This is a genomic window from Aedoeadaptatus ivorii, assembly GCF_030815095.1.
Classification (GTDB): Bacteria; Bacillota; Clostridia; order Tissierellales; family Peptoniphilaceae; genus Aedoeadaptatus; species Aedoeadaptatus ivorii.
The window spans coordinates 54,273-79,220 of the sequence record NZ_JAUSWF010000008.1 but is presented as its reverse complement, the minus strand read 5'-3'; the positions used below and the strand labels follow the sequence as shown (position 1 = coordinate 79,220).

The 24,948-nt window shown below is 51.8% G+C and carries 39 protein-coding genes; 1 reads left to right on the top strand and 38 read right to left on the bottom strand.

The genetic code is table 11. The features are described from left to right. Position 1 precedes the first annotated feature (1 nt). The 4 genes from QO008_RS06585 to rpsF form a co-directional block, all read right to left on the bottom strand. The gene (locus tag QO008_RS06585) at positions 2 to 922 is read right to left on the bottom strand and encodes a DUF2232 domain-containing protein (RefSeq protein ID WP_307385252.1); all 921 of its coding nucleotides are present in this window, start codon (positions 920 to 922) and stop codon (positions 2 to 4) included. Between the two features lie 134 nt (positions 923 to 1,056). Next, positions 1,057 to 1,281, bottom strand: a complete 225-nt coding sequence (gene rpsR / locus QO008_RS06580) for a 30S ribosomal protein S18 (RefSeq protein WP_126465785.1) — start codon at positions 1,279 to 1,281, stop codon at positions 1,057 to 1,059. A gap of 21 nt (positions 1,282 to 1,302) precedes the next feature. Then, positions 1,303 to 1,788, bottom strand: a complete 486-nt coding sequence (locus QO008_RS06575; RefSeq protein ID WP_126465788.1) for a single-stranded DNA-binding protein — start codon at positions 1,786 to 1,788, stop codon at positions 1,303 to 1,305. 20 nt (positions 1,789 to 1,808) lie between these two features. Beyond that, positions 1,809 to 2,093, bottom strand: a complete 285-nt coding sequence (gene rpsF, locus QO008_RS06570; protein ID WP_126465790.1) for a 30S ribosomal protein S6 — start codon at positions 2,091 to 2,093, stop codon at positions 1,809 to 1,811. A gap of 157 nt (positions 2,094 to 2,250) precedes the next feature. Between rpsF and QO008_RS06565 the strand changes: the two genes are divergently transcribed. Next, entirely contained in the window at positions 2,251 to 3,147 is an 897-nt protein-coding gene (locus QO008_RS06565) for a DMT family transporter (protein WP_307385249.1), read from the top strand. Here the strand turns inward: QO008_RS06565 and QO008_RS06560 are convergent. The 34 genes from QO008_RS06560 to QO008_RS06395 all read right to left on the bottom strand — a co-directional run bounded on the left by QO008_RS06560 (position 3,142) and on the right by QO008_RS06395 (position 24,702). Next, positions 3,142 to 5,655 (bottom strand): sulfatase-like hydrolase/transferase, encoded by a 2,514-nt coding sequence (locus tag QO008_RS06560; protein ID WP_126465793.1) that lies wholly within the window; start codon positions 5,653 to 5,655, stop codon positions 3,142 to 3,144. The genes QO008_RS06565 and QO008_RS06560 overlap by 6 nt on opposite strands. A gap of 105 nt (positions 5,656 to 5,760) precedes the next feature. Then, positions 5,761 to 6,102: a 50S ribosomal protein L17 gene (rplQ, locus tag QO008_RS06555; RefSeq protein WP_126465795.1), complete on the bottom strand. Its 342-nt coding sequence runs from the start codon at positions 6,100 to 6,102 to the stop codon at positions 5,761 to 5,763. A 14-nt stretch (positions 6,103 to 6,116) separates the two neighbouring features. Then, entirely contained in the window at positions 6,117 to 7,064 is a 948-nt protein-coding gene (locus QO008_RS06550; protein WP_307385246.1) for a DNA-directed RNA polymerase subunit alpha, read from the bottom strand. A gap of 66 nt (positions 7,065 to 7,130) precedes the next feature. Continuing rightward, positions 7,131 to 7,526, bottom strand: a complete 396-nt coding sequence (rpsK, locus tag QO008_RS06545) for a 30S ribosomal protein S11 (protein WP_307385244.1) — start codon at positions 7,524 to 7,526, stop codon at positions 7,131 to 7,133. A 9-nt stretch (positions 7,527 to 7,535) separates the two neighbouring features. After that, entirely contained in the window at positions 7,536 to 7,898 is a 363-nt protein-coding gene (gene rpsM / locus QO008_RS06540; protein ID WP_126465801.1) for a 30S ribosomal protein S13, read from the bottom strand. Between the two features lie 12 nt (positions 7,899 to 7,910). Continuing rightward, positions 7,911 to 8,024 (bottom strand): 50S ribosomal protein L36, encoded by a 114-nt coding sequence (gene rpmJ, locus QO008_RS06535; RefSeq protein WP_126465803.1) that lies wholly within the window; start codon positions 8,022 to 8,024, stop codon positions 7,911 to 7,913. 17 nt (positions 8,025 to 8,041) lie between these two features. Further along, on the bottom strand, positions 8,042 to 8,260 hold the full coding sequence (gene infA / locus QO008_RS06530; RefSeq protein ID WP_126465804.1) for a translation initiation factor IF-1: 219 nt from the start codon (positions 8,258 to 8,260) through the stop codon (positions 8,042 to 8,044). A 13-nt stretch (positions 8,261 to 8,273) separates the two neighbouring features. Further along, positions 8,274 to 8,504: a KOW domain-containing RNA-binding protein gene (locus QO008_RS06525; protein WP_307385242.1), complete on the bottom strand. Its 231-nt coding sequence runs from the start codon at positions 8,502 to 8,504 to the stop codon at positions 8,274 to 8,276. Between the two features lie 41 nt (positions 8,505 to 8,545). Continuing rightward, the gene (locus QO008_RS06520; RefSeq protein ID WP_307385240.1) at positions 8,546 to 9,196 is read right to left on the bottom strand and encodes an adenylate kinase; all 651 of its coding nucleotides are present in this window, start codon (positions 9,194 to 9,196) and stop codon (positions 8,546 to 8,548) included. A gap of 10 nt (positions 9,197 to 9,206) precedes the next feature. Then, positions 9,207 to 10,487 (bottom strand): preprotein translocase subunit SecY, encoded by a 1,281-nt coding sequence (gene secY / locus QO008_RS06515; RefSeq protein WP_126465810.1) that lies wholly within the window; start codon positions 10,485 to 10,487, stop codon positions 9,207 to 9,209. Then, on the bottom strand, positions 10,488 to 10,937 hold the full coding sequence (gene rplO / locus QO008_RS06510) for a 50S ribosomal protein L15 (RefSeq protein WP_126465812.1): 450 nt from the start codon (positions 10,935 to 10,937) through the stop codon (positions 10,488 to 10,490). Between the two features lie 13 nt (positions 10,938 to 10,950). Continuing rightward, on the bottom strand, positions 10,951 to 11,127 hold the full coding sequence (gene rpmD / locus QO008_RS06505) for a 50S ribosomal protein L30 (protein ID WP_126465814.1): 177 nt from the start codon (positions 11,125 to 11,127) through the stop codon (positions 10,951 to 10,953). Positions 11,128 to 11,136: 9 nt separating this feature from the next. After that, positions 11,137 to 11,649 (bottom strand): 30S ribosomal protein S5, encoded by a 513-nt coding sequence (rpsE, locus tag QO008_RS06500; RefSeq protein WP_126465816.1) that lies wholly within the window; start codon positions 11,647 to 11,649, stop codon positions 11,137 to 11,139. A gap of 13 nt (positions 11,650 to 11,662) precedes the next feature. After that, entirely contained in the window at positions 11,663 to 12,025 is a 363-nt protein-coding gene (rplR, locus tag QO008_RS06495) for a 50S ribosomal protein L18 (protein WP_126465818.1), read from the bottom strand. Positions 12,026 to 12,042: 17 nt separating this feature from the next. Further along, a complete protein-coding gene (rplF, locus tag QO008_RS06490; protein ID WP_126465820.1) occupies positions 12,043 to 12,579 on the bottom strand; it encodes a 50S ribosomal protein L6 in 537 nt (178 codons plus the stop codon). Between the two features lie 15 nt (positions 12,580 to 12,594). Beyond that, entirely contained in the window at positions 12,595 to 12,990 is a 396-nt protein-coding gene (gene rpsH, locus QO008_RS06485) for a 30S ribosomal protein S8 (protein ID WP_126465822.1), read from the bottom strand. A gap of 25 nt (positions 12,991 to 13,015) precedes the next feature. Then, a complete protein-coding gene (locus QO008_RS06480) occupies positions 13,016 to 13,201 on the bottom strand; it encodes a type Z 30S ribosomal protein S14 (RefSeq protein WP_126465824.1) in 186 nt (61 codons plus the stop codon). 3 nt (positions 13,202 to 13,204) lie between these two features. Next, complete coding sequence (gene rplE / locus QO008_RS06475; protein ID WP_126465826.1) at positions 13,205 to 13,756, bottom strand: 50S ribosomal protein L5; 552 nt, start codon at positions 13,754 to 13,756, stop codon at positions 13,205 to 13,207. A gap of 11 nt (positions 13,757 to 13,767) precedes the next feature. Beyond that, positions 13,768 to 14,082 (bottom strand): 50S ribosomal protein L24, encoded by a 315-nt coding sequence (gene rplX, locus QO008_RS06470; protein ID WP_126465827.1) that lies wholly within the window; start codon positions 14,080 to 14,082, stop codon positions 13,768 to 13,770. 14 nt (positions 14,083 to 14,096) lie between these two features. Beyond that, positions 14,097 to 14,465: a 50S ribosomal protein L14 gene (rplN, locus tag QO008_RS06465; protein WP_126465829.1), complete on the bottom strand. Its 369-nt coding sequence runs from the start codon at positions 14,463 to 14,465 to the stop codon at positions 14,097 to 14,099. A gap of 14 nt (positions 14,466 to 14,479) precedes the next feature. Then, positions 14,480 to 14,734 carry a 30S ribosomal protein S17 gene (gene rpsQ / locus QO008_RS06460; protein ID WP_126465831.1) on the bottom strand — a complete coding sequence of 85 codons (255 nt, stop codon included), beginning with the start codon at positions 14,732 to 14,734 and terminating at the stop codon, positions 14,480 to 14,482. Positions 14,735 to 14,737: 3 nt separating this feature from the next. Continuing rightward, positions 14,738 to 14,944: a 50S ribosomal protein L29 gene (gene rpmC, locus QO008_RS06455; RefSeq protein ID WP_126465834.1), complete on the bottom strand. Its 207-nt coding sequence runs from the start codon at positions 14,942 to 14,944 to the stop codon at positions 14,738 to 14,740. Beyond that, entirely contained in the window at positions 14,934 to 15,374 is a 441-nt protein-coding gene (gene rplP, locus QO008_RS06450; protein ID WP_126465836.1) for a 50S ribosomal protein L16, read from the bottom strand. Before rplP ends, rpmC begins: the two co-directional genes overlap by 11 nt. 17 nt (positions 15,375 to 15,391) lie before the next feature. Then, the gene (rpsC, locus tag QO008_RS06445) at positions 15,392 to 16,126 is read right to left on the bottom strand and encodes a 30S ribosomal protein S3 (RefSeq protein WP_307385234.1); all 735 of its coding nucleotides are present in this window, start codon (positions 16,124 to 16,126) and stop codon (positions 15,392 to 15,394) included. Between the two features lie 14 nt (positions 16,127 to 16,140). Further along, complete coding sequence (rplV, locus tag QO008_RS06440; RefSeq protein WP_108832100.1) at positions 16,141 to 16,476, bottom strand: 50S ribosomal protein L22; 336 nt, start codon at positions 16,474 to 16,476, stop codon at positions 16,141 to 16,143. A gap of 13 nt (positions 16,477 to 16,489) precedes the next feature. Further along, a complete protein-coding gene (gene rpsS / locus QO008_RS06435) occupies positions 16,490 to 16,771 on the bottom strand; it encodes a 30S ribosomal protein S19 (RefSeq protein WP_126465842.1) in 282 nt (93 codons plus the stop codon). Positions 16,772 to 16,785: 14 nt separating this feature from the next. Then, positions 16,786 to 17,616, bottom strand: coding sequence for a 50S ribosomal protein L2 (gene rplB / locus QO008_RS06430; RefSeq protein ID WP_307385232.1), 831 nt, complete (start codon positions 17,614 to 17,616; stop codon positions 16,786 to 16,788). Positions 17,617 to 17,636: 20 nt separating this feature from the next. Beyond that, positions 17,637 to 17,927 (bottom strand): 50S ribosomal protein L23, encoded by a 291-nt coding sequence (rplW, locus tag QO008_RS06425; RefSeq protein ID WP_126465846.1) that lies wholly within the window; start codon positions 17,925 to 17,927, stop codon positions 17,637 to 17,639. Further along, positions 17,927 to 18,550, bottom strand: a complete 624-nt coding sequence (rplD, locus tag QO008_RS06420; RefSeq protein ID WP_307385229.1) for a 50S ribosomal protein L4 — start codon at positions 18,548 to 18,550, stop codon at positions 17,927 to 17,929. The genes rplW and rplD overlap by 1 nt, the downstream gene beginning before the upstream one ends. 19 nt (positions 18,551 to 18,569) lie before the next feature. Continuing rightward, on the bottom strand, positions 18,570 to 19,202 hold the full coding sequence (gene rplC, locus QO008_RS06415) for a 50S ribosomal protein L3 (RefSeq protein ID WP_126465850.1): 633 nt from the start codon (positions 19,200 to 19,202) through the stop codon (positions 18,570 to 18,572). A gap of 50 nt (positions 19,203 to 19,252) precedes the next feature. After that, on the bottom strand, positions 19,253 to 19,570 hold the full coding sequence (rpsJ, locus tag QO008_RS06410) for a 30S ribosomal protein S10 (protein ID WP_126465852.1): 318 nt from the start codon (positions 19,568 to 19,570) through the stop codon (positions 19,253 to 19,255). Between the two features lie 501 nt (positions 19,571 to 20,071). After that, positions 20,072 to 22,651: an ATP-dependent chaperone ClpB gene (gene clpB, locus QO008_RS06405; protein ID WP_307385228.1), complete on the bottom strand. Its 2,580-nt coding sequence runs from the start codon at positions 22,649 to 22,651 to the stop codon at positions 20,072 to 20,074. An 87-nt stretch (positions 22,652 to 22,738) separates the two neighbouring features. Further along, positions 22,739 to 23,680: a DnaJ domain-containing protein gene (locus QO008_RS06400; RefSeq protein WP_307385226.1), complete on the bottom strand. Its 942-nt coding sequence runs from the start codon at positions 23,678 to 23,680 to the stop codon at positions 22,739 to 22,741. A gap of 371 nt (positions 23,681 to 24,051) precedes the next feature. Continuing rightward, positions 24,052 to 24,702, bottom strand: a complete 651-nt coding sequence (locus QO008_RS06395; protein ID WP_307385224.1) for a hypothetical protein — start codon at positions 24,700 to 24,702, stop codon at positions 24,052 to 24,054. Positions 24,703 to 24,948: the final 246 nt, after the last annotated feature.

Genomic DNA, 24,948 nt, shown 5'->3' with positions numbered 1-24,948 from the left:
GTCACACTCCTTCTATGCCCCGAATGTCCAGCGCCTGATCCAACAGTCCCAGGGCGCTGAGTGCCATCTGTCCGATGGGCAGGATCGGAGTCAGGATCATAATCACGCCCCGCAAGATCGGGGAGGGCACAAAACGCAAGAGATAAAAGTTTACGATGCTCATCCCCTGAAAAGACAGCAGTCCCGACAAAAGGACGATGCCGTTCAGCAAAAAGACCTGTATGCCTAAGTCGAACAGAAGGTTCATAAGAAAAGCGGTCGCGAGTGCCGCCACCCCCGCAAGGACCGGCATCTTGGGCACTCTGAGCAGAAAAAACGGCCCGGGACAAATGACCTTCTCGCCGAATGCGCGCATATTTCTGCCGCCCAGGCGATAGGACGTGTACGAGACGCCCAGTCCCGTCAGCAAAAAGAAGGCGGGCAGAAGATCGAAGACGCGGCGCAGGACGCCTCCCAGGTAGATCGCCATGCGGTTTTTTTCCATGGCGGAAAGCTCCGTCTCTCTGAGTACGTCTTTTTGTACGGCGTAGATCTGCTTGAGCATCTCTCCGCTTCGAATGGAGGCGAGCGCGCCCGATCGGTATAGGACAAATCCGAGCCCGATCAGAAAGATCGCCGCGCCCGCGAGCAGCGTCTTATCCACGGGGCGGTCGGTGCGCATGCAGTAATCCAAGATCAAGATCAACGGCCCCATCGTCGTAAGGAGCGACAGCCCCAGCATGGGGTCCATAAGAAAGCCGACGATCACGCAGACGCCGACAAAAAGCGCGGAGACGGGCAATACGCCCTGCAGGCGCATTTCCGATACAAACAGTGCCGGTATAAATGCGAACAGCACGGGGAAAAACACCCCGCCCGCCGTCAGCAGTATGGCATATAAAAACAGCTTGGCCGCCCGCAAGCCGCGTATATCTCGAAACAATATATCACCTCATACCGTATCAGTTTATCATATTCCGCGCAGGAGATCTATAAACTATTTGCGCCATGCACCCCTGTTGCCCTCAAAGTTTTGACAAAAAAACTCCGCAAATGCGGAGTGCTCTTTGTTCTGTATCAGTCTGCGCTGTAAGGCAACAAAGCGATTTGTCTTGCCCGTTTTACGGCGGTGGTAATCTTTCTTTGGTGCTTTGCACAAGCGCCGGTTACGCGACGGGGAAGGATCTTTCCGCGATCGGAAATAAATCTCTTCAAGGTTTGCGTATCCTTGTAGTCGATTGCCTTGTCCTTATCCGCACAGTAAATGCAGACTTTTTTTCTGGAACGGTATCTTCTTTGCATGTTCTCACCCCTTAACTATAGTTAAAATGGGATATCATTGTTGTCGATCGGGTAGTACCCTTCATCATCGGACTTGGGTCCGAAATTGTTGCGGGACGCGTCCTGTCCCTCGGATTGATAGGCCATATTGGTCGGCGTGTTTTGGTAATTGCCGCCGGCATTTCCCGCTTCCTGCGCAGATTCGATGAAATGCACCCGGTTCGCCACGATATCCGTGGTGTAAATGCGTTCGCCGTTTTTCTCGTAGCTGCCCGTATTGATGCGGCCTTCTACGGCAATGCGATTGCCCTTGTGGAAATAGTTCCCCAAGAGTTCCGCGGTCTTTCCGAAGGCCTTTACGGCGATAAAATCGGCGGTGGGTTGACCCGAGGCTTCCGCTTGTTGGCGCTTTTCTCGGCTCATGCCCCGATCCACGGCTATGGTAATAAATGTATTGGCAACGCCGCTTTGACTGTAACGTAATTCCGGTTCTCTGGTCAATCTTCCGTAGAGTACAACTAAATTCACGATATCACCAATCCCGTTTCTTATTCATCTACGCGGACGATCATATGACGCATTACGGAATCCAAAATGCCGGCGATACGCGCCAACTCTTTGATCGCTTCCGGTTGTGCCTCAAACTCCATGAGTACGTAATATGCTTCCTTGTAGTATTCGATTTCGTAAGCGAGTTTTCGGTTTCCCCATTCATCTGCCGTTTGGATGCTGCCGTTGTCTTCGATGATCTTCTTGAGCCTTTCCAAGTGCTTTTCGCGTACATCGGCATCGACGTCGGGATAGAACATAAGGACGATTTCATATTTGTTCATGTTTCACCTCCTTGTGGACTGACGGCTCATTTCTGAGCAAGGATATCCATCTGATTTATTGTATTCGTCCAGGGCCCGAAAGTCAAGAAGAGAATAATCACAAAGCGCTGTTTTCCCTCTCGTCTCCGTGTTACCATGGAGGGGAAGGAGGTTTTTTATGCTGAAAGGATTATTTTACATTTCCCTATGTACCTTGCTGTGGGCACTCAACGGTAACGTCGGCGGTTACATATTCGAATACAAAAACTTTACGCCGGAAGTTTTGGTCGTAATCCGACTCACAGCCGTCGGCGTGGTACTTTTTTTAACGGACTTATTCCGCAGCGGCCGCTACGCCTTTCGCGTGGTCCGCAAACGCGAAAACTGGCCGCCCTTTGTGCTCTACGCCCTGGGCGGGATCCTGTGTATGCAGTTCGGCTATTTTTCCGCCATCTCCCATTCCAATGCGCCTTCGGCGACATTGATGCAATATGCGGGGCTGTTTATCATTATCGCCTATGCGTCGATTACGACCCGCACGGCGCCGCGACCCATCGTCTATTTTTCCCTTTTGCTCTGCTCGGCGGGGCTCTTCTTTATGGTCACCGGCGGCGATCCCTACAGCCTCGCCATCAGCAAACAGGCGCTCTTATGGGGCACGGTCTCGGCGGTGGGCTTCGCCAATTTTAACCTCGCTCCCACCGGCCTCTCGAAGACCTACCATTCTATGGAAATCTTGGGGCCGTCGATGCTCCTCGCCGGCGGCTTCTTGTTCCTCGCGACGCGACCGGATTTTTCCGCCGTCATCTGGGACAAGGAATCGATCGCGGCGGTGCTTTTTTGCATCTTCGGCGGCACCCTCGTCCCCTTCTGGAGCTTTATGGAAGGCGCGCGCCTCACCGGACCCACCCGCTCGGGCATCTTCTCCCTTTCGGAGCCGATTTTTTCGACCCTGGTGGCGGTCTTTATCTATCATCTGGCCTTTACGCCGACGGATCTATTGGGCATGGCGCTGATTTTGGTCTCGGTATTTTTATTGAATCTGCCCGACAAACGCAAGAAAAAAGAGCTATAGGCGGTCTGTGTAGACCCCTATGGCTCCTTTTTTTATCCATGCCTTGGCGGCATCGGCGTCGTTTACGGTGTGTACATAGTAGGGAATTTGCGCCCGGCGCAGTACATCGGCATAGCCCGCCTCCGCTTTTTGTTCTGACACGGTGATGGCATAGGGCCGCGCCGCGTCATAAAATGCCGCCACTTCTTGGGGCGTGTCTCCGGAAAGATAGAGGGTATAGAGAATCTTCTCAAAGCCCGCCTGGCGCACCGGCGCATATTCCGATTGGGCATAGATCTGGGGCAGAATGCGCGCCTTTAGGGCGGGTTCCACATCGGCGAAATCCCGCACGAGATGGCGCACATTGTCGGTCTTTATATCGGTAATCAAATACGCGTCTTTATGCGCCCGAAACCAGTCCAGCAACATGGAGAGGTCCATCTGGGTGTAGCCGTGGCGTTCTTTGAGCGCCAGAAATTCCGCCCGGCTCACCGGCGTCTCTTCGCTTCCGCCGTAGCCGAAAAACTTCTGCGTATAGCCGTCCCAGGAATGGATGCAGACCAGACGGTCGTCGGTGGTCTCCGACAGGTCGATCTCGAAGTACCGCTTACCCGCCGCATACTCTTTGTCCAGGGTTTCCTTGAAATTGGTGTAGCGCATGCCGTCTATGGTGCCGCCGGCGTGCATTACGGTTAGCGCCGCATCCAGCCGCTCTGTTCCCTCCATCGCCGCCCTTCGCATCTCGCCGATGCGGTCGGTCTCGCAAAGCGCATTGGAAAGGTCGATGGTTTCTTTCGCCGCGTCGCTTTTTTCCGCCGCCGTCTTTACGGCAAGCGGCTTTCTGTTCGTTCGGTCGATATAGCGCGAATTGGCGAAATGGCCGTCTCGGGTGATCTCAAAGAGTTCTGCTTGCGACAGATACGACCCTTTCAGCATATAGGTCTGCTGCAGGACGCGGTGTTCTTCCGTCTGCGGCTCTAAGAGATCTCTGCCGAAGAGGACGGCGATCTCGTCGTTCCAGCCCATAATGTTCGCGATGGTGGGCAGAAAATCCAGCTGCGAGCCTGTGGTTTTAACCGTCTCTCGTATATCCGCCCCCGGCACGTGCACGATCAGCGGAATATTCATCATATCGTCGTAGTCGTAGGGCCTGCCGTTAAAGGCGGTCATGTCCGCGGTCTGCTCCGGATCGTTTTTGGTCATGGCGAAGTGGTCGCCATAGAGCGCCACCACCGTATTTTCTAAGATCCCGGCCCGATCCAGTTCGTCGAGAAATTGCCCCAATGCTTCGTCGGTATAGTGAATGGCGTTTAGATAATTGCCGAGAATATGCCCTTCGATCGACGGATCGATCTCAAGCGCCTTGTATTTGTCGGGGCAGTAAAAGGGCGTGTGGCTCGAAAGGGTAATCATAAAGCCGAAAAAGGGGTCGGCGTCCGCGCCGCGGCGCTGGATCAGCTTCTCGGCGGATTGGCGAAAGAAACTGCCGTCCGAAAGCCCCATGCCCATCTTATCGTCCTGGGCATATGATTCGCCCAAGTCGATTTCGTCGAATCCCAGCTTCGGATAGACCGCATCGCGGTGGTAAAAGTCGCCCCGGTAGCCGTGCATGGCAAAGGTATCGTAGCCGCGATTTTTCGCCATATCGATCAGGCCGTATAAGTCTTTGTCGGCATAGAGACTGTAGGCGCCCTTGCGATTGTTGGGATATAGGCTAAAGAGCGAGACGAACTCCGCGTCCGAGGAGTTGCCGAGCCCCAACATCTGCATATAGTCCGTAAAGTAGAGGCTGCCCCGGTCGCGGATCAGGGCGTTTAAGTGCGGAGTGATTTCCTGTCCTTTGTATCGCTTCCCGATCACGTCGTTCTGCAGACTTTCGACCTGTATCACCAAAAGATTCTTGCCGCTTCCGATGCCGGTATAGGCGTTTTTGTGGTCGAGGCGCGTCAACAAATCGGGATAGGCCGCCGCGAGGTCGTCTTCTTCGGCGACCAGAGAGGCGACTTTTTGCGCCCGCCCGTAATCCGAAAGGCTCGCCGCCATCTGCCGTGCGGCGCCGCTATAAAGGCCGTAATCGGTGCCGGGAAGCGCCAACAAAATGCCGTAGAGGGCCGCCGCCGCGACAAAACACGCCGGCGATATGCGCTTTTTGGGCGCATCCGCATCCCGTAGAATAAAGACGAGTGCGGCGATCCCCAGCGCCAAATACAGCGGGTATAGCGGGTGTATGAGCTCCAGTACGACTTCCTTTACATCTTTTAGGTAGGTGACCTGGGTCATCTTGTAGATGTCGGGAAAGCTCCCGTAATAGCGGTAGTACATATGTAGGGCGAGTTTGGCGGCCATGCCGAATACGCCCAAGGTGGCGGCTAGCTTTTTCTTCGTATGAAGGGCAGTGAGCACGCCGTACTCGAAGGCGGCGGTCATGGCGGCGCTCAGTGCGGAAAGGGCCGCTTCGGTCTGCGCCATGGTGGCGTAGAGCACGAAGTTTTGCGCCCATAGGATTACAAATTGTACGATCTTTCTCACGGGTTCACCTCTTTCATTGACTCTACCATTCTACCGCATTTTTGCCGCAAGAAAAAGGCATCCCCGCTTTGGAGATGCCTTTTATGTAGCCGGGCGTGCCGGCTCTTATACCAATTCGATGATGGCGATTTCTGCGCTGTCGCCGACGCGGGGTCCCTTTTTCAGGATGCGGGTGTAGCCGCCTTGGCGTTCCGCGTAGTTCGGCGCAATTTCTTCAAACAGCTTGGTCACTACGTCTTCGTCGAAGATGTAGGCCAATGCCTGGCGTCTTGCGTGGAGATCGCCCCGTTTGGCGAGGGTGATCATTTTTTCCGCCATGCGCTTGGTTTCTTTTGCACGGGTCACTGTGGTTTCGATCCGGCCTTCGCGCAGAAGATCCGTGGTCAAATTACGCAACATGGCTCTTCTGTGCGGAGTCGTGCGGCCTAATTTTCTGAGTTTTGCCACAATGGATTCCTCCTTTATTCAACGTCTTCTTTGAGAGAGAGACCCAGTTCAGACAGCTTTTCCTGCACTTCTTCCAGGCTCTTCTTCCCGAGATTTCTAACTTTCATCATTTCGTCTTCGGTCTTATCCGTCAGCTCTTCGACGGTGTTGATGCCCGCGCGTTTCAGGCAGTTGAAGCTGCGAACGGACAGGTCGAGTTCCTCGACGGTCATTTCCAGGACCTTTTCCTTTTTGTCTTCCGGTTTTTCCACCATGATGTTGACGTCGTTTACGGTCTCGGTCATGGAGATAAACAGGTCCAGATGTTCCGTAAGGATCTTGGCCGCCAAAGACGTCGCCGCATCGGCAGACATGGATCCGTCGGTTTCGACTTCGAGGATCAGACGATCGTAGTCGGTACGGAGGCCGACCCGCGTGTTTTCTACGTTCCAATTGACCCTGCGAATGGGGGTGTAGTTGGAATCGACGGGAATCACGCCGATTTCGGTGATCTCGTCTTTTTTCAGTTCGCTGGGCTCGTATCCGCGGCCGCGTTCCGCGACGAGTTCCATATACAGGTCCGCGTCTTCGTTTAAGGTCGCGATATGATGGTCGGGATTGACGATTTCTACCCCGGCGGGCACTTCGATATCCGCCGCGGTCAACTCGCCCGCCCCGACTTTTTCTACGCTCAGACGAACGGGTTCGTCCTGGTCGCTGCGCAACACGATGCCTTTGACGTTTAGGATGATTTCCGGAACGTCTTCCAGTACGCCCTGGATGACGCTGAATTCGTGCTCTACGCCACGAATGTTGACAAAGGACACGGCGCATCCCGGCAGGGAGGAGAGCAGGACTCTCCGAAGGGAATTGCCCAAGGTGACTCCATAGCCGTTTTCCAGCGGTTCTACGACAAATCTTCCTTTATTGCCGTCGTCGTCTAATCGTTCAACTACAATACTAGGCTTTTCGATCTCGATCATGTTATCCGCCCTCCTATTGAATGGGTCACTGGAGACAATAATACGTTCAGGCTATCTGCCGTATTATCAGACTCTACGACGCTTCGGCGGACGGCAACCGTTGTGGGGAATGGGCGTAACGTCTTTGATCATGGTGACTTCCAAACCGGAAGCTTGCAGGGAACGGATGGCGGCTTCGCGTCCGCTGCCGGGTCCCTTTACGAAGACTTCTACGCTCTTTAGACCGTATTCTTTTGCCTTGTTGGCCGCTTCCTGCGCCGCTTCTTGAGCCGCGAAGGGAGTGGATTTTCTGGAGCCTCTGAAGCCGAGTTGTCCGGCACTCGCCCAGGAGATGACATTGCCGCTTGCGTCGGTCAAGGTCACCATGGTGTTGTTAAAGGAAGAAACGATATGCGCTTGTCCTTTTTCGATGTTCTTGCGCACTCTCTTTTTGGAGCGCGTAGCTCTGGATTGTTTAGCCATTTAGCCCTCCTACTTCTTCTTTGCTACAAGCTTCTTCGGACCTTTTCTCGTTCTGGCGTTGGTCTTGGTCTTTTGACCGCGAACGGGGAGCCCTTTCTTATGGCGAATACCGCGATAGCAGTTGATTTCGCGCAGTCTCTTAATGTTTAAGGCGATTTCGCGACGGAGATCCCCTTCTACCGCATATGCGTCTACGATTTCACGGATGGATGCAACTTCCGCTTCGGTGAGGTCCTTAATGCGCGTGTCGAAGGAAACGCCCGCCTTCGTCAGGATTTCTTGCGCGCGAGGGCGACCGATTCCGTAAATATAGGTGAGCCCGATTTCAGCTCGTTTTTCTCTCGGTAAGTCAATACCTGCAATTCTTGCCATGCCTACACCCCCTTAGCCTTGTCTCTGTTTGTGTTTCGGGTTTTCGCAGATCACCATAACGCGTCCGTTGCGCTTAATGATCTTGCATTTATCGCACATCTTCTTTACTGAAGGTCTTACTTTCATTTCGTCCCCTCCTAATCCTATTTCTTTCTCCAGGTAATTCTTCCGCGGGTCAAGTCATAGGGACTGAGTTCTACGGTGACCTTGTCCCCCGGAAGAATGCGGATGTAGTGCATACGCAGCTTTCCGGAGATATGTGCCAAAATCTCGTGTCCGTTCTCTAACTTGACTTTAAAATTCGTGTTGGGCAGGGCATCGGTAACGACGCCTTCCACTTCGATTACATCTTGTTTTGCCATGAAAGCATCCTCCTTATGCCTCTTGGAAGCGAGACAGTTGTTTACGAATATAACTATCGTTTAACGTTCTATCTGCAGGATTCATATCCACATGCGAATTCGTCTTCTGCAGATGCATTGCTTTTTTCCGCTTCGGATTTTCCAATGTCCTTCTCTTGCCGTCTGCCAACAAAAGATATCTGTCGTCAATTACTTCCAAGACCACAAAAAAGCCGTCCTTGTCTCTGCCCGCCTTGGATATCACTACCTGACCCACTCTGATATCAGAGGTCCCTATCATCGAATTCAGACCTCTTGTTCCAGTCCGCTTCGAATGCTTTCGAATACCTCTTCAATCGCGCCGGAACCGTCGACATCCAGAAGCAGTCCCTGCGCTTTATAATAATCGATTAACGGGGACGTCTGTTTTTCGTAGACGCCGATACGCGTTTTTACCGTTTCTTCGGTATCGTCATCCCGCTGAATCAATGTCTCTCCGTCCGCGTCGCATTTGCCTTCCACCTTCGGCGGTTGGTTTACGACGTGATAGGTTCTACCACATTTGGGGCAGACTCTGCGTCCTACGGCGCGTTCTACGAGAAGATTTTTGTCTACGACGATATTAATGACGCGATCGAGCTTTTGGCCCATCGCTTCCAGGGCGGCATCCAATGCCACCGCCTGGTTTACCGTACGAGGAAATCCGTCTAAGAGAAATCCTTTTTGCACATCGTCCTTCTTCAGGCGATCTACGACGATTTCGTTGACGACTTCGTCGGGTACGAGTTCTCCCCGATCCATATAGCTCTTGGCTTTTTTTCCCAATTCCGTGTCGTTTTTGATGTTCTCGCGGAAGATGTCTCCCGTAGAGATGTGCACGACGTCGAATGTGTCTACGATGGATGCAGCTTGCGTACCCTTGCCGGCTCCCGGCGGGCCTAAAATGACCAGTCTCATATGATCCTCCTTATTTTAGGAATCCCTTATAGTGTCGCATCATTAATTGTTGTTCCAGTACTCTCGCCGTTTCGAGGATGACACCGACTACGATGATCAGACTCGTGCCGCCGAAACTGAAGTTCATGCCGGTGACCTTTTCCAAGATCGTCGGCAATACGGACAGGATGGCCAGGGCAATGGCACCGGGGAATACCAGTCGATTTACCGTGCGTTGCAGATAGTCGCTGGTGCTCTTTCCGGGACGAATCCCCGGAATAAATCCACCATTTTGTTGTAAGTTTTTGGAGTATTCTACGGTGTTAAACTGGATGGCGGTGTAGAAGAACGTAAAGAATACGATCAATAGCACCATAAATATGCTGTAGACGAAAATCCCTACATTGCCGGCCGGCGTAAACCACTTGGTCAAGAACTTCGCCGCATCGGACTCGCGTCCTTGAAACATGACGAAGATCGACGGAATACTCATAATGGTCTGTGCAAAGATGATGGGCATAACGCCGCTCATCAAAACTTTAATGGGAATATGGGTGCTCTGTCCGCCGTACATCTTGCGGCCGACCACGCGCTTCGCGTATTGAACGGGAATTCTGCGTTGGCCTTCATTCAGCAAGACGACGAATACCACGATGGCGACGGCGAGGATCAAAAATACCGCGACCCAAGCCCAGGATGTCATCCCGGCACTCGCCATGCGGATCGATGCCCATATATCGGCGGGGAATCTGGCTACGATCCCTGCAAAGATGAGTAAAGAGATCCCGTTTCCGATTCCGCGCTCCGTGATCATCTCGCCGATCCAGATCAGGAAGGTACTCCCCGCTACGACCGACGCGATGATGACGAAATCTTGGAACATATTGCTCGTGTTCACCGCTTGACGGTAAAAGCCGTAGGTGTAACCGATGGCCTGTACCGCAGCGAGAGCCACTGCTAAATACCTTGTGTACTGTGCGATCTTCTTGCGTCCCGTCTCCCCTTCTTTGCTCAGCGCTTCCAAGCTGGGAATCGCGATCGTCAGAAGTTGCAAGACGATGGACGCGGTAATATACGGATATATACTGGTGGCGAATATCGAGAAATGCCCGAAGTTACCGCCACTCATTAAATCCAAGAAGGACAGTATACCACCTTGGGACTGGTTAAAGATCTGGGCGATCGCCTCCCGGTTCATAAAGGGAACGGGGATGTGGCTGCCAAATCGGAATACGACCAGCATCAGCAAGGTGAAGAGAAGCTTTTTACGAATTTCCGGGATCTTCCAAGCGTCTCTAAAGGTCTGGATCATCTAGATCACCTCAGCCTTTCCCCCTGCCGCTTCGATCTTTTCGGCTGCGGATTTGGTGAAGTGTTCCGCCTTTACGTGAACGGATACGTTGATTTCTCCGTTTCCTAATACTCTCAAGCCGTCTTTGGCGTCGATCTTTTTGACGATGCCCTTTTCCAACAAGGTGTCTAAGGTAATTTCCGCACCGTTTTCAAATTGATTCAGAGCTTCCACATTTACAATGGCATATTGCTTCTTGAAAATGTTGGTAAAGCCTCTTTTGGGAAGACGACGGAACAGGGGCATTTGACCCCCTTCAAAACCGGGGCGTACGCCGCCGCCGCTACGGGCTTTTTGACCTTTGTGTCCGCGTCCGGCGGTCTTACCGGTACCGGATGCGATCCCGCGGCCGAGGCGTTTCTTTGCTTTGACTCCTCCACCTTCTTGAGGTCTTAAATCATGCAATTTCATTGCGTCCACCTCCTTAGTCGACGATTTCGACCATATGGCTTACTTTGCCGATCATACCGCGAATTTGCGGGGTGTCGCTCTTTTCGACGACCTGACCGACTTTGCGCAAGCCCAATGCTTTAATCGTGCGTCTGTGATTTTCAATGCTACCGATGGGGCTTCTCTTGAGTTTAATCTTAATGGTACTCATCGTATCCCCCTATCCTAAAATCTCGTCCACGCTCTTGCCGCGGAGTTTTGCCACATTTTCGGCGGTCTTCAGACCGGTGAGGCCTTCCATGGTGGCGTTGACGGTGTTTCTCGGATTCGAGGATCCGATGCTGTGGGTGTAGATGTCCTTAATGCCTGCGAGTTCGCATACGGCACGGACACTGCCGCCGGCGATAACACCGGTACCGGGACGAGCGGGTTTTAAGAATACGCGTCCGGCGCCGAATACCCCGGTGATTTCGTGGGGGATTGTGTTGCCGACGAGATTGATCTTCACCATGTTCTTTTTGGCAGCCTGGGTGCCCTTGCGGATCGCTTCGGGAACTTCCAGGGCCTTGCCCATGCCGATACCGACACTGCCGTTTCTGTCGCCTACGACGACGAGAGCGGAAAAGCGCATATTGCGGCCGCCCTTAACGGTCTTGGCAACACGGTTGATCGCTACTACTCTTTCTTCGAGTTCCGAGTCTCTCTCTCTGGTGTTCTTTCTGTTACGGTTCAAGCCATTCCCTCCTTTAGAACTTCAGTCCTGCTTCGCGGGCCGCTTCCGCGAGCGCGCTAATGCGTCCGTGGTATACATAACCGGAGCGATCGAAGACGACTTCTTCCACATCGTGTTCCTTTGCCTTTTCGGCGATGGATTTTCCGATGGCCTTGGCCGCTTCGAGATTTTTTGTGCTCTCCAGGTTCAAGGACTTATCCAAAGTAGAGGCACTGGCGATGGTCTTTCCGTTTACATCGTCGATCAGTTGCGCGTAAATGTGGTGCGCGCTGCGGTAAACGGCAAGACGAGGCTTGGATTCGGTTCCGTTAATTTTACGTCTGACGCGAGTTTGTCTCGCTTTGCGATTGCCGTGGCGGTCAATTTTCTTAAACAAAACACTCCACTCCTTTCTTACTTGCCGGTCTTACCGACTTTTCTGCGCACTTGTTCGCCCACATAACGGATGCCCTTGCCCTTGTAGGGTTCCGGACTTCTGAAACTGCGGATGTAAGCGGCATAAGCGCCGACTTTCTGTTTGTCGATCCCGGTGATGATGATGCTCGTGTTGGAAGGAACTTCCACTTCGATTCCTTCGGGATCTTCCAATTCGATCGGGTGGGAAAAACCGAGACTCAAGTTCAGCTTCTTGCCGGACTTTTGCGCACGGTATCCCGTACCGATGATTTCGAGTTCTTTTTTATACCCGTTGGTAACGCCTTCGATATTGTTCGCGATCAGCGTACGGTAGAGACCGTGCAGGGCGCGGATGTTTTTGTCGTCGTTGGGACGGGTCAATACGACTTGCGTGTCATTGACTTCAACGCCGATAATGGGGTCGACTTCGGTTTGAAGGCTTCCCTTGGCCCCTTTGACTTCTACCACATTGCCGTTCTTCTTAACCTCTACGCCGGAGGGGATATCGATAGGGTTTTTTCCGATTCTAGACATCTTACCGCTCCTTCCTTACCAAACGTAGCAGAGAACTTCTCCGCCGACTTGTTCTTTACGGGCGTCGCGGTCGGTCATAATCCCCTTGGAAGTGGAGATGACGGCAATTCCCAAACCGCCCAATACCTTGGGGATTTCGGTGTGCTTTGCGTATACGCGAAGACCGGGTTTGGAAATTCTCTTAATACCGCTGATTACTTTTTCGTCGTTCTTGCCGTACTTTAATTCTACATTAATCTTGCCTTGCTGTTCGTCTTCGATCACTTCGTAGCTTTTAATATAGCCTTCCTCGAGAAGGATACGGGAGATTTCCGCCTTCATACCAGAAGCGGGAATCTGAACAGATTTATGTTTTGCATCGTTGCCGTTACGGATTCTCGTAAGCATATCTGCAATGGGGTCTGTCATCATTGTCAATTCCTCCTTTCGGTTAGCCTTACCAGCTTGCCTTTCTTACGCCGGGGATTTGTCCCGCGTAAGCGAGTTTACGGAAGCAAATTCTGCAAATGCCGTATTTTCTGAGCACGGCGTGAGGGCGTCCGCAAATTTTGCATCTGGTGTATTCTCTTGCGCTGTATTTCGCTTTTCTCTTTTGCTTAGCCACCATGGATTTCTTTGCCACAGTTTAACCCTCCTTCTTTGCAAAAGGCATACCCATCTTCGCGAGAAGGGATTTTGCCTCTTCATCCGTTTCGGCGGTCGTTACGATAATAATATCGAGACCGCGCAAGGCGTCGATCTTATCGTATTCGATCTCCGGGAAAATCAGTTGTTCTTTGAGTCCCAACGCGTAGTTTCCGCGACCGTCGAATGCGGTGGGCTTTACGCCGCGGAAGTCGCGCACGCGGGGCAGGGCGACATTCATCAGCTTGTCGAGAAAATCGTACATTCTCTCGCCGCGCAGGGTCACCTTGCAGCCGATATTGGAACCTTCTCTTAACTTGAAGTTCGCAATACTCTTACGCGCCTTGGTGACGACGGGCTTTTGGCCGGAGATCAAGGTCAGGTCGTTTACGGCGCTTTCCAGTGCCTTGGGATTGTCCTTCGCTTCTCCTAAACCGATATTGATCACTACTTTTTCCAGGCGAGGAATTTGCATGACATTTTCATACTTGAACTCGTCCATCAAAGCAGGTGCGACTTCATTGATAATCTTTTCTTTTAATCTCGATGTCATCACAGACCTCCTTACTTATCAGAAATGGTAGCGCCGGAGGACTTGATTACGCGTACTTTCTTCCCGTCTTCCACGCGATAGCCGATGCGACTTCTCTTGTTGGTCTTGGTATCGTAGTACATGACGTTGGAAACGTGAATCGGCGCTTCACTCTTGGTGATGCCGCCGGGATTTTGGGGTCCTCTGGGCTTTTCGTGTCTGGTTACGATGTTGACACCTTCGACGACAATGCGGTCAAGTTTCGGGATGGTGCGGACGACCTTACCTTTTTTACCTTTGTCCTTGCCGGAAATGACTTCGACGGTATCTCCTTTTTTGATGCGCATTCTATGCCACCTCCTTAAAGAACTTCGGGAGCGAGGGAGATAATACGCATAAAGTTTTCTCCTCTAAGCTCGCGGGTTACGGGTCCGAAGATACGGGTACCCTGGGGGTTCTTGTCGTCTTTAATAACGACCGCAGCGTTCTCGTCGAACTTGATATAGGTTCCGTCGGAACGACGAATGCCCTTTTTGGAACGCACGATAACCGCTTTGACGACGGCACCTTTTTTAACAACGCCGCCGGGTGTTGCGTGTTTAACGGAGCAAATGACGATATCGCCGATATTTGCATAGTGGCGATTCGTACCGCCCAATACCTTGACGACGCCGAGTTCTCTTGCACCGGAGTTATCGGCGACTTTCAATCTGCTTTCTTGTTGAATCATTCCGAAGACCTCCCTTATTTCGCTCTTTCTACGATGCGGACGAGTCGGAATCTCTTATCCTTGGACAGGGGACGTGTCTCCATAGCGCGTACGGTATCGCCGATACCCGCTTCGTTATTCTCGTCGTGTACCTTATATTTTTGGGTGTTTTTGAATCTCTTTTTGTAGATCGGGTGGGTTTTGAAGGTCTCTACGGCCACGACAATGGTCTTGTCCATCTTGTCGCTTACGACCTTGCCGGAGATCACTTTGCGTTGATTTCTTTCCATACCTTACGCCTCCTTTTCCATATTGAGCTCGCGCTCTCTTTGGATGGTCTTTACGCGAGCAATGTCTTTTTTGACATTTTTAATGGTAGACGGATTGTCCAATTGACCGGTCGCCAGTTGAAAGCGAAGGTTAAAGAGTTCGTTTTTCAACTCGGACACCTTGTTATTCAGTTCCTCACTGGATAATTTACGGATGTCATTACTTTTCATTAGAGTCGCCCTCACTTTCTTCCGTATTTTTGGCGATAAATCTCGTCTTAATAGGAAGCTTCATGGAAGCAAGACGCATCGCTTCTCTCGCCACTTCTTCGGAAACGCCGCCCAATTCGAACAGGACGCGTCCCGGCTTAACGACGGCAACCCAGTACTCCGGAGAACCCTTACCGGAACCCATCCGGGTTTCAGCGGGCTTTTCGGTGACGGGCTTGTCGGGGAATACCTTGATCCAGATATTACCGCCACGGCGGATGTAACGGGTCATGGCACGACGTGCAGCCTCGATTTGATTGGAGGTGATCCAGGTCGGTTCCAATGCTTGGATGCCGTATTCACCGTAGGTCAAAGTGTTGCCTCTGTGGGCGACACCCTTCATTCTGCCACGATGTTGTCTCCGATATTTTACTCTTTTCGGCATTAACATATTGCTTTCCTCCTCACTTACCGTCTGTCTTGGCCTTGGCCTTGATTTCTACGGTTGCTGCCGCGACGATTGTCGTTGCCGCGACGTCTGTTGTCTCTGCGGTTTCTGCGTCCTTCCGGTCTTTGGGGAAGGATTTCGCCCTTATAGAGCCATACCTTTACGCCGATCTTGCCGTAGGTGGTGTCCGCTTCGGCAAATCCGAAGTCGATGTCGGCGCGCAGGGTTTGCAAGGGGATGGTACCTTCGCTGTAGCCTTCGCGGCGCGCCATATCGGCACCGCCGAGACGACCGGAACATTGGGTACGGATGCCCTTGACGCCAAGGCGCATAACGCGTTGGATGGTTTGTTTCATAGCGCGACGGAAAGCCACACGGCGTTCCAGTTGTTGCGCGATGTTTTCCGCGATCAGGGTTGCGTCCAGGTCGGGGTTTTTCACTTCGTCGACATTGATGACGACGCTTCTGCCGGTCAGCTTTTCGAGATCCTTACGCAGCTCTTCGACGCCGCTTCCGCCGCGTCCGATCACCATACCCGGCTTTGCCGTGGAAATAGAGATCTTGACCTTGCTGGCCGCGCGTTCGATTTCAATTCTGGCGATGCCCGCCTGATACAGATGCTTCTTTACGAATTTACGGATTTTATCGTCTTCGACGAGGAGATCTCCAAAGTCTTTTTTATCGGCATACCATTTGGAATCCCAATCTTTAATGATCCCTACACGAAGACCGTGCGGATTTACTTTTTGACCCATTCTTCTCCTCCTCCTTATTCTCTTTCGGAAACGACGACGCCGATGTGGCTAGAACGCTTCAGGATGGGATAAGCCATACCCTTCGCCTTGGGGCGATAGCGCTTCATCGTCGGACCGTCGTTGGCATATGCTTCTTTAACGATCAGATCTTCACGATCCAAATTCAGGTTGTTTTCCGCATTAGCGACGGCGGAGTGCAGAACCTTATACAGTTCACGGGCGCCGCGCTTGGGGGTAAATTTCAGAAGCGCCAGGGCTTCGTCGACTTGCTTGCCGCGAATTTCCGCACAAATGAAGTTTACCTTCAAAGGAGAAATCCGCACGTATTTTGCAATTGCTCTTGCTTCCATTCGTTCTTCCTCCTTATTTCAGCTTCGCTGCCTTTTCGCCGCTGGTGTGGCCGCGGAAAGTGCGGGTTAATACGAATTCGCCGAGCTTATGACCTACCATATCCTCGGTGATATAGATCGGAACGTGTTTTCTTCCGTCGTGAACGGCGATGGTGTGGGACACCATTTCCGGGAAGATCGTCGAACGACGAGACCATGTTTTGATAACTTCTTTTTTGTTTGCTTCGTTCAGGGCGTCTACCTTCTTCAGCAGGTGTTCATCTGCAAAAGGTCCCTTCTTAATGGATCTGGACATTGCTTCCTCCTCCCTTATTTCGTTCTGCGACGAATAATGTAGCGATCGCTCTTCTTGCTCTTTTGACGCGTCTTCAGGCCGAGCGTCTTCTTGCCCCAGGGGGACATCGGGGACGGACGACCGATCGGGGTACGACCTTCACCACCACCGTGGGGGTGATCGACGGGGTTCATTGCAGAACCGCGAACGTGGGGACGAATGCCGAGGTGGCGTTTGCGACCCGCCTTACCCAGGGTAACCAGTTCGTGGGAGATATTGCCGACGCTGCCTACCGTCGCTCTGCACTCGACGCTTACCAGACGGAACTCGCCGGAGGGCAGACGGAGTTGGGCCATCTTGCCTTCTTTTGCCATCAGCTGTGCGCCGCTTCCGGCTGCACGGGCCAATTGGCCACCCTTGCCGGGGGTCATTTCGATGTTGTGGACCGTGGTACCTACGGGGATAGCGCGCAGGGGCAGGGCGTTACCGATCTTGATATCCGCTTCTTCGCCGGATTCGATCTTATCGCCGACCTTCAGTCCCTTGGGCGCCAAGATGTAGCGCTTTTCGCCGTCCATGTAGTTGATCAGGGCGATGTATGCGGAACGGTTGGGGTCGTATTCGATTTGTGCGACCTTTGCGGGGATGTTGTCCTTTTGACGCTTAAAGTCGATAATCCGGTACTTCTTGGTGGTACCGCCGCCTCTGTGACGACTGGTGATTCTACCGTGGACGTTTCGTCCGGCGGATTTATTTAAGGTGACCAGCAGACTCTTTTCGGGTCTGTTTCTCGTAATTTCTTCAAAGCTTGCGACAGTCATGCCTCTGCGGCCGTTGGTCGTCGCTTTATATCTTTTGATCCCCATTAGATTTCCCTCCTTAGGCTTTATTGCATGCTGTCGAAGAATTCAATCGGCTTGGAGTCGGCGGTGAGCTTGACGATGGCCTTTTTCCAGTCGGGACGCTTGCCCGAGTTCATGCCTTGGCGTTTCACCTTGCCGGTCATATTCATCGTATAGACCTTTTCCACCTTGACGGAGAAAATGGATTCGATGGCCTTTTTGATTTCCGATTTGTTGCTCTTCTTGGCGACTTCAAAGGTGTACTTGTTTTCTTCCATATCCATCATGGATTTTTCCGTAACCAGCGGACGGATAATGATATCAAAGTTTTTCATTAGTTATACACCTCCACGATTTTATCCAATGCTTCCTTCGTCAGGATCAGGGAGTCGTATTTCAAGATGTCGTAGACATTCATGGTGCCGACGGTGGCGGTCTTTACGCCTGCGATGTTTCTTGCACTCAGCAACACATTGTTGTCGGCGCCTTCCGCGATTACCAGCGCCTTATTGGCCGCGCCCATCTTCTTTAAGCTCTGTACGAATTCTTTGGTCTTCGGCGCATCCATTTGGAATTTGTCGACGACGATCAGTTCTTTTTCTTGTACCTTTGCGCTCAGAACGGACTTCATCGCCAAGCGACGAACCTTCTTCGGCGTGGTATAGCGATAGCTTCTCGGCTTCGGTGCAAACACGATGCCGCCGCCTCTCCATTGGGGTGCGCGGATGGAACCTTGTCTTGCACGACCGGTGCCCTTTTGTCTCCAGGGCTTTCTGCCGCCGCCGCGAACCTCAGCGCGAGTTTTTGCGGACTGTGTACCTTGGCGTCTGTTGGCGAGAATGTTCTTTACTACCAAATAGACGACGTGTTCGTTGATTTCTACGTTAAAGACCGCATCGGAAAGTTCGATCTCTTCGACCGAATTGCCCTGCATGTCGATCATTTGAAACTTAGTCATTCGTGTGTCCTCCTCTCGCTTATTTACTGTTCTTTACAGTAGCACGGACGCGAACGAGTCCGTTCTTCGGTCCGGGGATGGCGCCCTTGATCAAAAGGAAGTTGTTGTCCGCATCGACGCGGATAACTTCGAGGTTTTGAACCGTGACGCGTTCGTTGCCCATTCGGCCGGCCATGCGGTGGCCCTTGAAGACGCGTCCCGGATAGGAAGCCGCGCCCATACCGCCGGGCATTCTGTGGAACTTGGAACCGTGGGTTTCGCGACCGCGGCCGAAGTTATGTCTTTTGATCAAGCCTGCGGTGCCCTTACCCTTGCTGGTGCCGACGACGTCTACGCGGTCGCCCGCTTCGAATACGTCGACTTTCAGCTCGTCGCCGACATTGTAGTCTTCGCCTTCTGCGAGGGGGAATTCACGCAAATACTTCTTGTATGCCACGCCGGCCTTGTCGTAGTGACCTTTTACCGGTTTGTTGACGCGCTTTTCCTTTACCGAGCCGGTAGCGACTTGAATCGCATCGTATCCGTCGACTTCCTTCGTCTTTCTTTGAACGACCACTTGGGGTTCGACGGCCACGACCGTTACGGGAACCTGGGTTCCCTCTTCGGTAAAGATTTGGGTCATGCCAATCTTCTTACCTAGTGCATATTTCATAAAATACCTCCATTACAGCGGATTGCCAGGCAATCGTATAGTCCGACAGCTTACAGTTTTATCTCAATATCTACGCCTGCGGGCAGATTGAGTTTCATGAGAGAGTCCACGGTCTTTTGGTTGGGGCCCAGGATATCAATCAGACGCTTGTGCGTTCTTTGTTCGAATTGCTCTCTGGAATCCTTATGTTTGTGTACGGAACGAAGAATCGTGATGATCTCTTTTTCCGTGGGCAAGGGTACCGGACCCGATACTTCCGCGCCGCTGCCTTTGGCGGCTTCTACGATACGGTGAGCGGAGTTGTCCAGCAACTCGTGGTCATAAGCTTTCAAACGAATTCTGATTTTTTGTTTTACATTTGCAGACATTAAGTCCCTCCTATTGCATTTTCCTCAACATTTAGGGAAGAGCGCCGATCAACCGATCCGGGTGTTTCCTTCACCCCTTAAAAAAATATGGGCGCTCTGTCGCCCAATTCGCGATTGGACATTCTCGACAATAATTCCCTTTTCCATAGGCTGCCGGCGACGAATCGCCGCTTACGCATCGGCCTATTTCAAAGCCACCTATTGCTTCAACGCATGTCATACACATACCCGAGCATTATACATGAAAAGGCGCGCGAATACAAGGGTTGCGTTGAAATTCCTGTGATTTCTTCAAATCTCTCGCACCTCGCGGGGAGCGCCTCCTGCTCGGACAGCTTCCTGATAATACACGATGAACCCGTACTTTGCAAGGTTTTTTCAAATCCTTTGAAAACTTTACAAAGTGCGGACACAAAAAAAGATGCATACCGCAGTATGCATCTTTTGGCGCCGATGGGCGTTGTTTTATTTTTCTTCTATAGAATAGGGCCGCTTGTGCGCTTACAGAACGCTGAGGGCGTACTCGTCGCCCTCGTAGTCCACGCGTACGCGGTCGCCGTCGACGACATCGCCTGCGATCAACGCGCGGGAGAGTTTGGTTTCGATGTGGTTTTGAATATAGCGCTTTACGGGCCGTGCACCGTATTGTACGGTATAGGACTCTTTGAGCACTTGTTCCTTCGCCGCATCGGAAAGCTCGATGGCGATCTCCCGATCGGACAGGCGCGCTTGAATGTCGCGAACCGCCACGTCGACGATGCGCTTGATTTCGTCTTTTTCCAGCGGCGTAAAGAGCACGATCTCGTCGATCCGGTTTAAGAATTCCGGGCGGAAGTGCATCTTCATCATATCGGACACTTCTTCGCGAGAGCGTTCGGACAATTCGCCGTCCGCGTCGATCCCCTCGATCAAAGCCTGGGAACCGATATTCGAGGTCATAATGATGACGGTGTTTTTGAAGTCCACGGTGCGGCCCTGGTTGTCGGTCAATCGGCCGTCGTCCAAGACCTGCAACAGGATATTGAACACGTCGGGATGCGCTTTTTCGATCTCGTCGAAGAGGATCACCGAATAGGGCTTTCTGCGCACGGCCTCGGTGAGCTGTCCGCCTTCTTCGTATCCCACATAGCCCGGGGGCGAACCCACGAGTCGGGACACGGCGTGTTTTTCCATATACTCACTCATATCGATCCGGACCATATTGCGCTCGTCGTCGAAGAGGGCTTCGGTGAGCGCCTTTGCCGTTTCGGTCTTGCCGACGCCGGTGGGCCCCAAGAAGATAAAGCTCCCGATGGGCCGGTTTTCCGCCTTGAGGCCGGCGCGGGCACGGAGCACGGCATCGCTTACCGCCTTGGTGGCTTCTTCCTGCCCGATCACCCGTTGTCGCAAAATTTCATCGAGGCGAAGCAGCTTTTCGCGCTCGGTTTCGGCGAGCTTCGCGACGGGAATGCCCGTCCACTTACTGACGACCTCAGCGATCTCTTCTTCGGTCACTTCTTCTTTAATCAGACGGCCGTCCCGCTTTTCCTTTTGCTCCTCTGCCTTCAGCGCCTCTTCCAGGCGGGGCAGTTTGCCGTAGCGGAGTTCGGAGAGCTTTTCGAGATCGTAATTGCGCTCCGCCTCTTCGATTTCATGGCGAATGCGGTCGATCTCTTTTTTTAGGGATTTTTCGCCTTCCAGTTCTTTCTTCTCCGATTCCCAACGGGCAGTGAGCCGGTCGAAATCGGATTTTTCTTCGGAAAGTTCCCCTTCCAATTTTTCCAGCCGCTTAAAGGACGCCTCGTCGGTTTCCTTTTTCAGCGCCTCCCGCTCGATCTCCAGCTGCAAAATACGCCGACGGATCTCGTCGATTTCGGTGGGCATCGACTCGATCTCGGTGCGCACCATGGCGCAGGCCTCGTCCATCAGGTCGATCGCCTTGTCCGGCAAAAAGCGGTCGGTGATATAGCGATCGGAAAGCACCGCGGATTGAATCACCGCCGAGTCCGAAATGCGGATGCCGTGATAGATCTCGTACTTTTCTTTGAGCCCCCGCAAAATCGAAATCGTATCCTCTACGGTCGGCTCCTGCACGGTCACCTTTTGGAACCTACGCTCCAGCGCCGGGTCCTTTTCGATGTATTTTCGGTATTCGTCGAGGGTGGTCGCCCCGATGGCATGCAGTTCCCCCCGGGCGAGCATGGGCTTTAAGAGATTGCCCGCATCCATCGCCCCTTCGGATTTTCCGGCGCCGACGATATTGTGGATCTCGTCGATAAACAAGAGGATCTCGCCGTCGGATTCCTTGACTTCGTTGAGGACCGTCTTCAGTCGTTCTTCAAACTCGCCGCGGTATTTGGCGCCGGCGATCAGCGCCCCCATATCCAGCGAAAACACCGTCTTGTTCTTTAGGCCTTCGGGCACATCGCCCGCGATAATCCGCTGGGCGAGCCCTTCGACGATGGCGGTCTTTCCGACCCCCGGTTCTCCGATCAGCACGGGGTTGTTTTTCGTGCGGCGCGAGAGAATGCGGATCACATGGCGCACCTCTTCGTCGCGGCCGATGACGGGGTCCATCTTGCCCTTTTTCGCCTCGACGGTAAGATCTCTGCCGTATTTTACCAGCGCTTCGTAGGTGTCTTCCGGATTGTCCGAGGTGACGCGCTGATTGCCGCGGATTTCTTTTAAGGCGGCCATAAAGGTGTCTTCGTCGATGCCGTGGTTTTCTAGCACGCGCCGGTTGTTCACCCCTTCGCCCTTTAGCATGGCGAGGTACAGGTGCTCCACACTGACATAGCTGTCGCCCAGGCGCTTCGCTTCTTTGAGCGCGTCGGTGAGTACCCCGTTGAGCGCATTCGAAGGCCGCGGTGTGGCGCCGGTCTGCCTGGAGAGGCGATTGATCTCCCGATCCACCGCATTTTCCACTTCGCGCCCGTCTACGTCCATATATTCCAGCACGCGGGGAATCAGCCCCTCGTCGTCCGCCAAGAGCGCTTTGTTCAGGTGGAGGACGTCGACTTCGGGGTTGCCGTATTCCTGCGCCAAATTTTGGGCGGCTTCGATGGCCGCTAAACTTTTTTGCGTAAATTTATCGATTTGCATGGCATTCCCTTTCTTATCTTAGTATTACTTATTGGGTGTATACCCTTTCATTAGTGCGTATTATTGATAGAGAACCGCCGTAAAAAATTATTGCCGATGCAGTTCTTGTAATTTTTGATAGAGTTCTTCTTCTTCCTTTGTAAGCGTGGCGGGGTTTACGATGACAAACTCGATATAGGCATCGCCGCTCTTCTGTTTGAGATCGCGAAATCCCTTATTTCTGAGCCGCAGTTTGGAGCCCCCCCGGGTTTTTTCGGGGACGCGGATGCGCATCTTGCCCGCCGGCAGATCCACCACGATCTTGTCGCCGAAGTACGCCTGCCAGGGATAGATCTCGGCTTTTTTATAGAGATCCAGCCCTTCCATGGCGGTGTCTTTCGGCATATCGATGCGGATCTCAAACAGAATATCGCCCTCGATGCCGAACTTTTCGCCCCGCACTTTGACTTTTTTGCCCTCGGTGATTCCGGCGGGCACCTTGACCAAAACGTCGACCTGCCGTCCGCCGATATTAAGCGTCACATTGCGGTTTACCCCACCATAGGCGTCGACGAGGGAGATATAGAGTTCCGTATTGTACTGCTGCCGCGGCGGCTTGCGCGCCCCCCGGGATCCGCGAAAATCGCCGAAGAGATCCGACATATTGAAGCTGCGGCTGCGGCCTCTTCCACCGCCCGCTGCACCTGTGGCGCCCGCGGCATCGGCGCCGAAGAACATTTCAAAGAAATCGCTGAAATCGCCCCCGCCGCCGGTGGTGGTATAGGTATAGCCGTATTGCGACGGGTCGAAGTTCATGCCCCCGGTAAAGTTGCCCGTCGAACCGAAGGTATCGTAGGTCTTTCTCTTTTCGGCATCGGAGAGCACTTCGTAGGCCTCGCCGATCTCTTTGAATTTTTCCTGTGCCACCTGATCATCCGGGTGTAGGTCGGGGTGATACTGTTTGGCCAGTTTTCGATATGCTTTTTTGATCGTCTTGTCGTCGGCGTCTTTATCTACGCCCAATATCTTATAGTAGTCTTTGTATTCCATAGATCACCTCAAACGCATTGACTTTCTTTGACCTTATTTAATTATATCTGATTTACAGAAAATCGCAAGCCTGATTTGATCTTAATTGACTTTTAATTTTCTCTGCACTTCAAAATAAACTATTTGTCGATTTCTACCCTTAGAATTCTTTGAAAAACAAATCGGGCAAGTAAATTTACTTGCCCGATTCAAGCTAACTTCTTTCAGTTTTTCTGAAATTTTGCTTATTGCTATTACAAATATTTACTTTTTCCCAAATAAATATTTTATACAGCAAGCTCCGAATAATATGAGAACAACGAGAGTAACAATACTCAATACACCACTTAAAAGAAAAGGAACATTAGCCATACTCCACTACTCCTTAGGGATTAAAAATTTGATTCTTCCCATTTTCCATTGCCATTTACAAATATTTTTACCCAATAGCGTCCTGCTGATACATTCTGGTATCCAGTATAGTTTACCGCGTACCAAGCATGGGTAGGATTAAGCCAGCCTTTCTTGAATCCGCTTGTATCTTCTTTTGCGGTGCCGCCTACTACATAATAAGCTTTTCCATATTGAGATGTTATTTTTGCCCTTCCAGTAGATGTATCCCTACTATAATTTACCTTAAATTCTAGGGTTAATAACACGATGCTTCTCTTCACACGAATTCCCTTTTTATTAACGATCGAAAGAGAAGTCATTCCATCGTCAGTCGCTTTAGGAGAGATCGGTTCATAAGTCTGAACAGCCACCGAACCATCAGGATAGATTGTCTTTTCGTAGTTTTCAGCAACGATTTGCGGTTTGAGATCCTGGTATTCCGGTTTCATCGAATCCCACACTTCGCCACGTCTTAATTTATCGATCAATTTAACAACGTCATTTTCACTAACGCCATAATCACGAAGCTGCTGCTCAATCTCAGGAATATCTTTCTCCAATTCAGCTGAAGCTGCTAAAGCTGTTTTTTCTGTCCCTAATAATAAGGAAACACATAACACAAACAACAACATAAACATGGTTCTTCTCATAATCTCCTCCTTCTACAACTAATTAAGATTAAGGTAACTACACAAAGCTTAGTATTTTAACAATTTATCAAGCTAAATGCTAAGCATTGTCATTGTTCTACCGTTTGTTAATGGTAAATGTCAATAAATAAAAACATTCGTTATTTTCTGTTTATTCTGAAATATTTTTCTTGTATATTTTATAAATATAAAATGTCTCTATTTGTTTGAGTTTCGAACATATTTCCTAAATGGGAATTTATAGCT

Excerpts from the sequence above, each read along its gene's own strand:
- rpsR (WP_126465785.1), bottom strand. The coding sequence starts at position 1,281 with ATGCAAAGAAGATACCGTTCCAGAAAAAAAGTCTGCATTTACTGTGCG.
- rpsF (WP_126465790.1), bottom strand. The coding sequence starts at position 2,093 with ATGAACAAATATGAAATCGTCCTTATGTTCTATCCCGACGTCGATGCC.
- QO008_RS06565 (WP_307385249.1), top strand. The coding sequence starts at position 2,251 with ATGCTGAAAGGATTATTTTACATTTCCCTATGTACCTTGCTGTGGGCA.
- QO008_RS06550 (WP_307385246.1), bottom strand. The coding sequence starts at position 7,064 with ATGATCGAGATCGAAAAGCCTAGTATTGTAGTTGAACGATTAGACGAC.
- rpsK (WP_307385244.1), bottom strand. The coding sequence starts at position 7,526 with ATGGCTAAACAATCCAGAGCTACGCGCTCCAAAAAGAGAGTGCGCAAG.
- rpsM (WP_126465801.1), bottom strand. The coding sequence starts at position 7,898 with ATGGCAAGAATTGCAGGTATTGACTTACCGAGAGAAAAACGAGCTGAA.
- rpmJ (WP_126465803.1), bottom strand. The coding sequence starts at position 8,024 with ATGAAAGTAAGACCTTCAGTAAAGAAGATGTGCGATAAATGCAAGATC.
- infA (WP_126465804.1), bottom strand. The coding sequence starts at position 8,260 with ATGGCAAAACAAGATGTAATCGAAGTGGAAGGCGTCGTTACCGATGCC.
- QO008_RS06520 (WP_307385240.1), bottom strand. The coding sequence starts at position 9,196 with ATGAGACTGGTCATTTTAGGCCCGCCGGGAGCCGGCAAGGGTACGCAA.
- secY (WP_126465810.1), bottom strand. The coding sequence starts at position 10,487 with ATGATCCAGACCTTTAGAGACGCTTGGAAGATCCCGGAAATTCGTAAA.
- rplO (WP_126465812.1), bottom strand. The coding sequence starts at position 10,937 with ATGAAATTGCATGATTTAAGACCTCAAGAAGGTGGAGGAGTCAAAGCA.
- rpmD (WP_126465814.1), bottom strand. The coding sequence starts at position 11,127 with ATGAGTACCATTAAGATTAAACTCAAGAGAAGCCCCATCGGTAGCATT.
- rplF (WP_126465820.1), bottom strand. The coding sequence starts at position 12,579 with ATGTCTAGAATCGGAAAAAACCCTATCGATATCCCCTCCGGCGTAGAG.
- rpsH (WP_126465822.1), bottom strand. The coding sequence starts at position 12,990 with ATGATGACAGACCCCATTGCAGATATGCTTACGAGAATCCGTAACGGC.
- rplE (WP_126465826.1), bottom strand. The coding sequence starts at position 13,756 with ATGACATCGAGATTAAAAGAAAAGATTATCAATGAAGTCGCACCTGCT.
- rplX (WP_126465827.1), bottom strand. The coding sequence starts at position 14,082 with ATGCGCATCAAAAAAGGAGATACCGTCGAAGTCATTTCCGGCAAGGAC.
- rplN (WP_126465829.1), bottom strand. The coding sequence starts at position 14,465 with ATGATTCAACAAGAAAGCAGATTGAAAGTCGCCGATAACTCCGGTGCA.
- rpsQ (WP_126465831.1), bottom strand. The coding sequence starts at position 14,734 with ATGGAAAGAAATCAACGCAAAGTGATCTCCGGCAAGGTCGTAAGCGAC.
- rpmC (WP_126465834.1), bottom strand. The coding sequence starts at position 14,944 with ATGAAAAGTAATGACATCCGTAAATTATCCAGTGAGGAACTGAATAAC.
- rplP (WP_126465836.1), bottom strand. The coding sequence starts at position 15,374 with ATGTTAATGCCGAAAAGAGTAAAATATCGGAGACAACATCGTGGCAGA.
- rpsC (WP_307385234.1), bottom strand. The coding sequence starts at position 16,126 with ATGGGTCAAAAAGTAAATCCGCACGGTCTTCGTGTAGGGATCATTAAA.
- rplV (WP_108832100.1), bottom strand. The coding sequence starts at position 16,476 with ATGGAAGCAAGAGCAATTGCAAAATACGTGCGGATTTCTCCTTTGAAG.
- rpsS (WP_126465842.1), bottom strand. The coding sequence starts at position 16,771 with ATGTCCAGATCCATTAAGAAGGGACCTTTTGCAGATGAACACCTGCTG.
- rplB (WP_307385232.1), bottom strand. The coding sequence starts at position 17,616 with ATGGGGATCAAAAGATATAAAGCGACGACCAACGGCCGCAGAGGCATG.
- rplW (WP_126465846.1), bottom strand. The coding sequence starts at position 17,927 with ATGAAAAACTTTGATATCATTATCCGTCCGCTGGTTACGGAAAAATCC.
- rplD (WP_307385229.1), bottom strand. The coding sequence starts at position 18,550 with ATGACTAAGTTTCAAATGATCGACATGCAGGGCAATTCGGTCGAAGAG.
- rplC (WP_126465850.1), bottom strand. The coding sequence starts at position 19,202 with ATGAAATATGCACTAGGTAAGAAGATTGGCATGACCCAAATCTTTACC.
- rpsJ (WP_126465852.1), bottom strand. The coding sequence starts at position 19,570 with ATGTCTGCAAATGTAAAACAAAAAATCAGAATTCGTTTGAAAGCTTAT.
- clpB (WP_307385228.1), bottom strand. The coding sequence starts at position 22,651 with ATGCAAATCGATAAATTTACGCAAAAAAGTTTAGCGGCCATCGAAGCC.
- QO008_RS06400 (WP_307385226.1), bottom strand. The coding sequence starts at position 23,680 with ATGGAATACAAAGACTACTATAAGATATTGGGCGTAGATAAAGACGCC.
- QO008_RS06395 (WP_307385224.1), bottom strand. The coding sequence starts at position 24,702 with ATGAGAAGAACCATGTTTATGTTGTTGTTTGTGTTATGTGTTTCCTTA.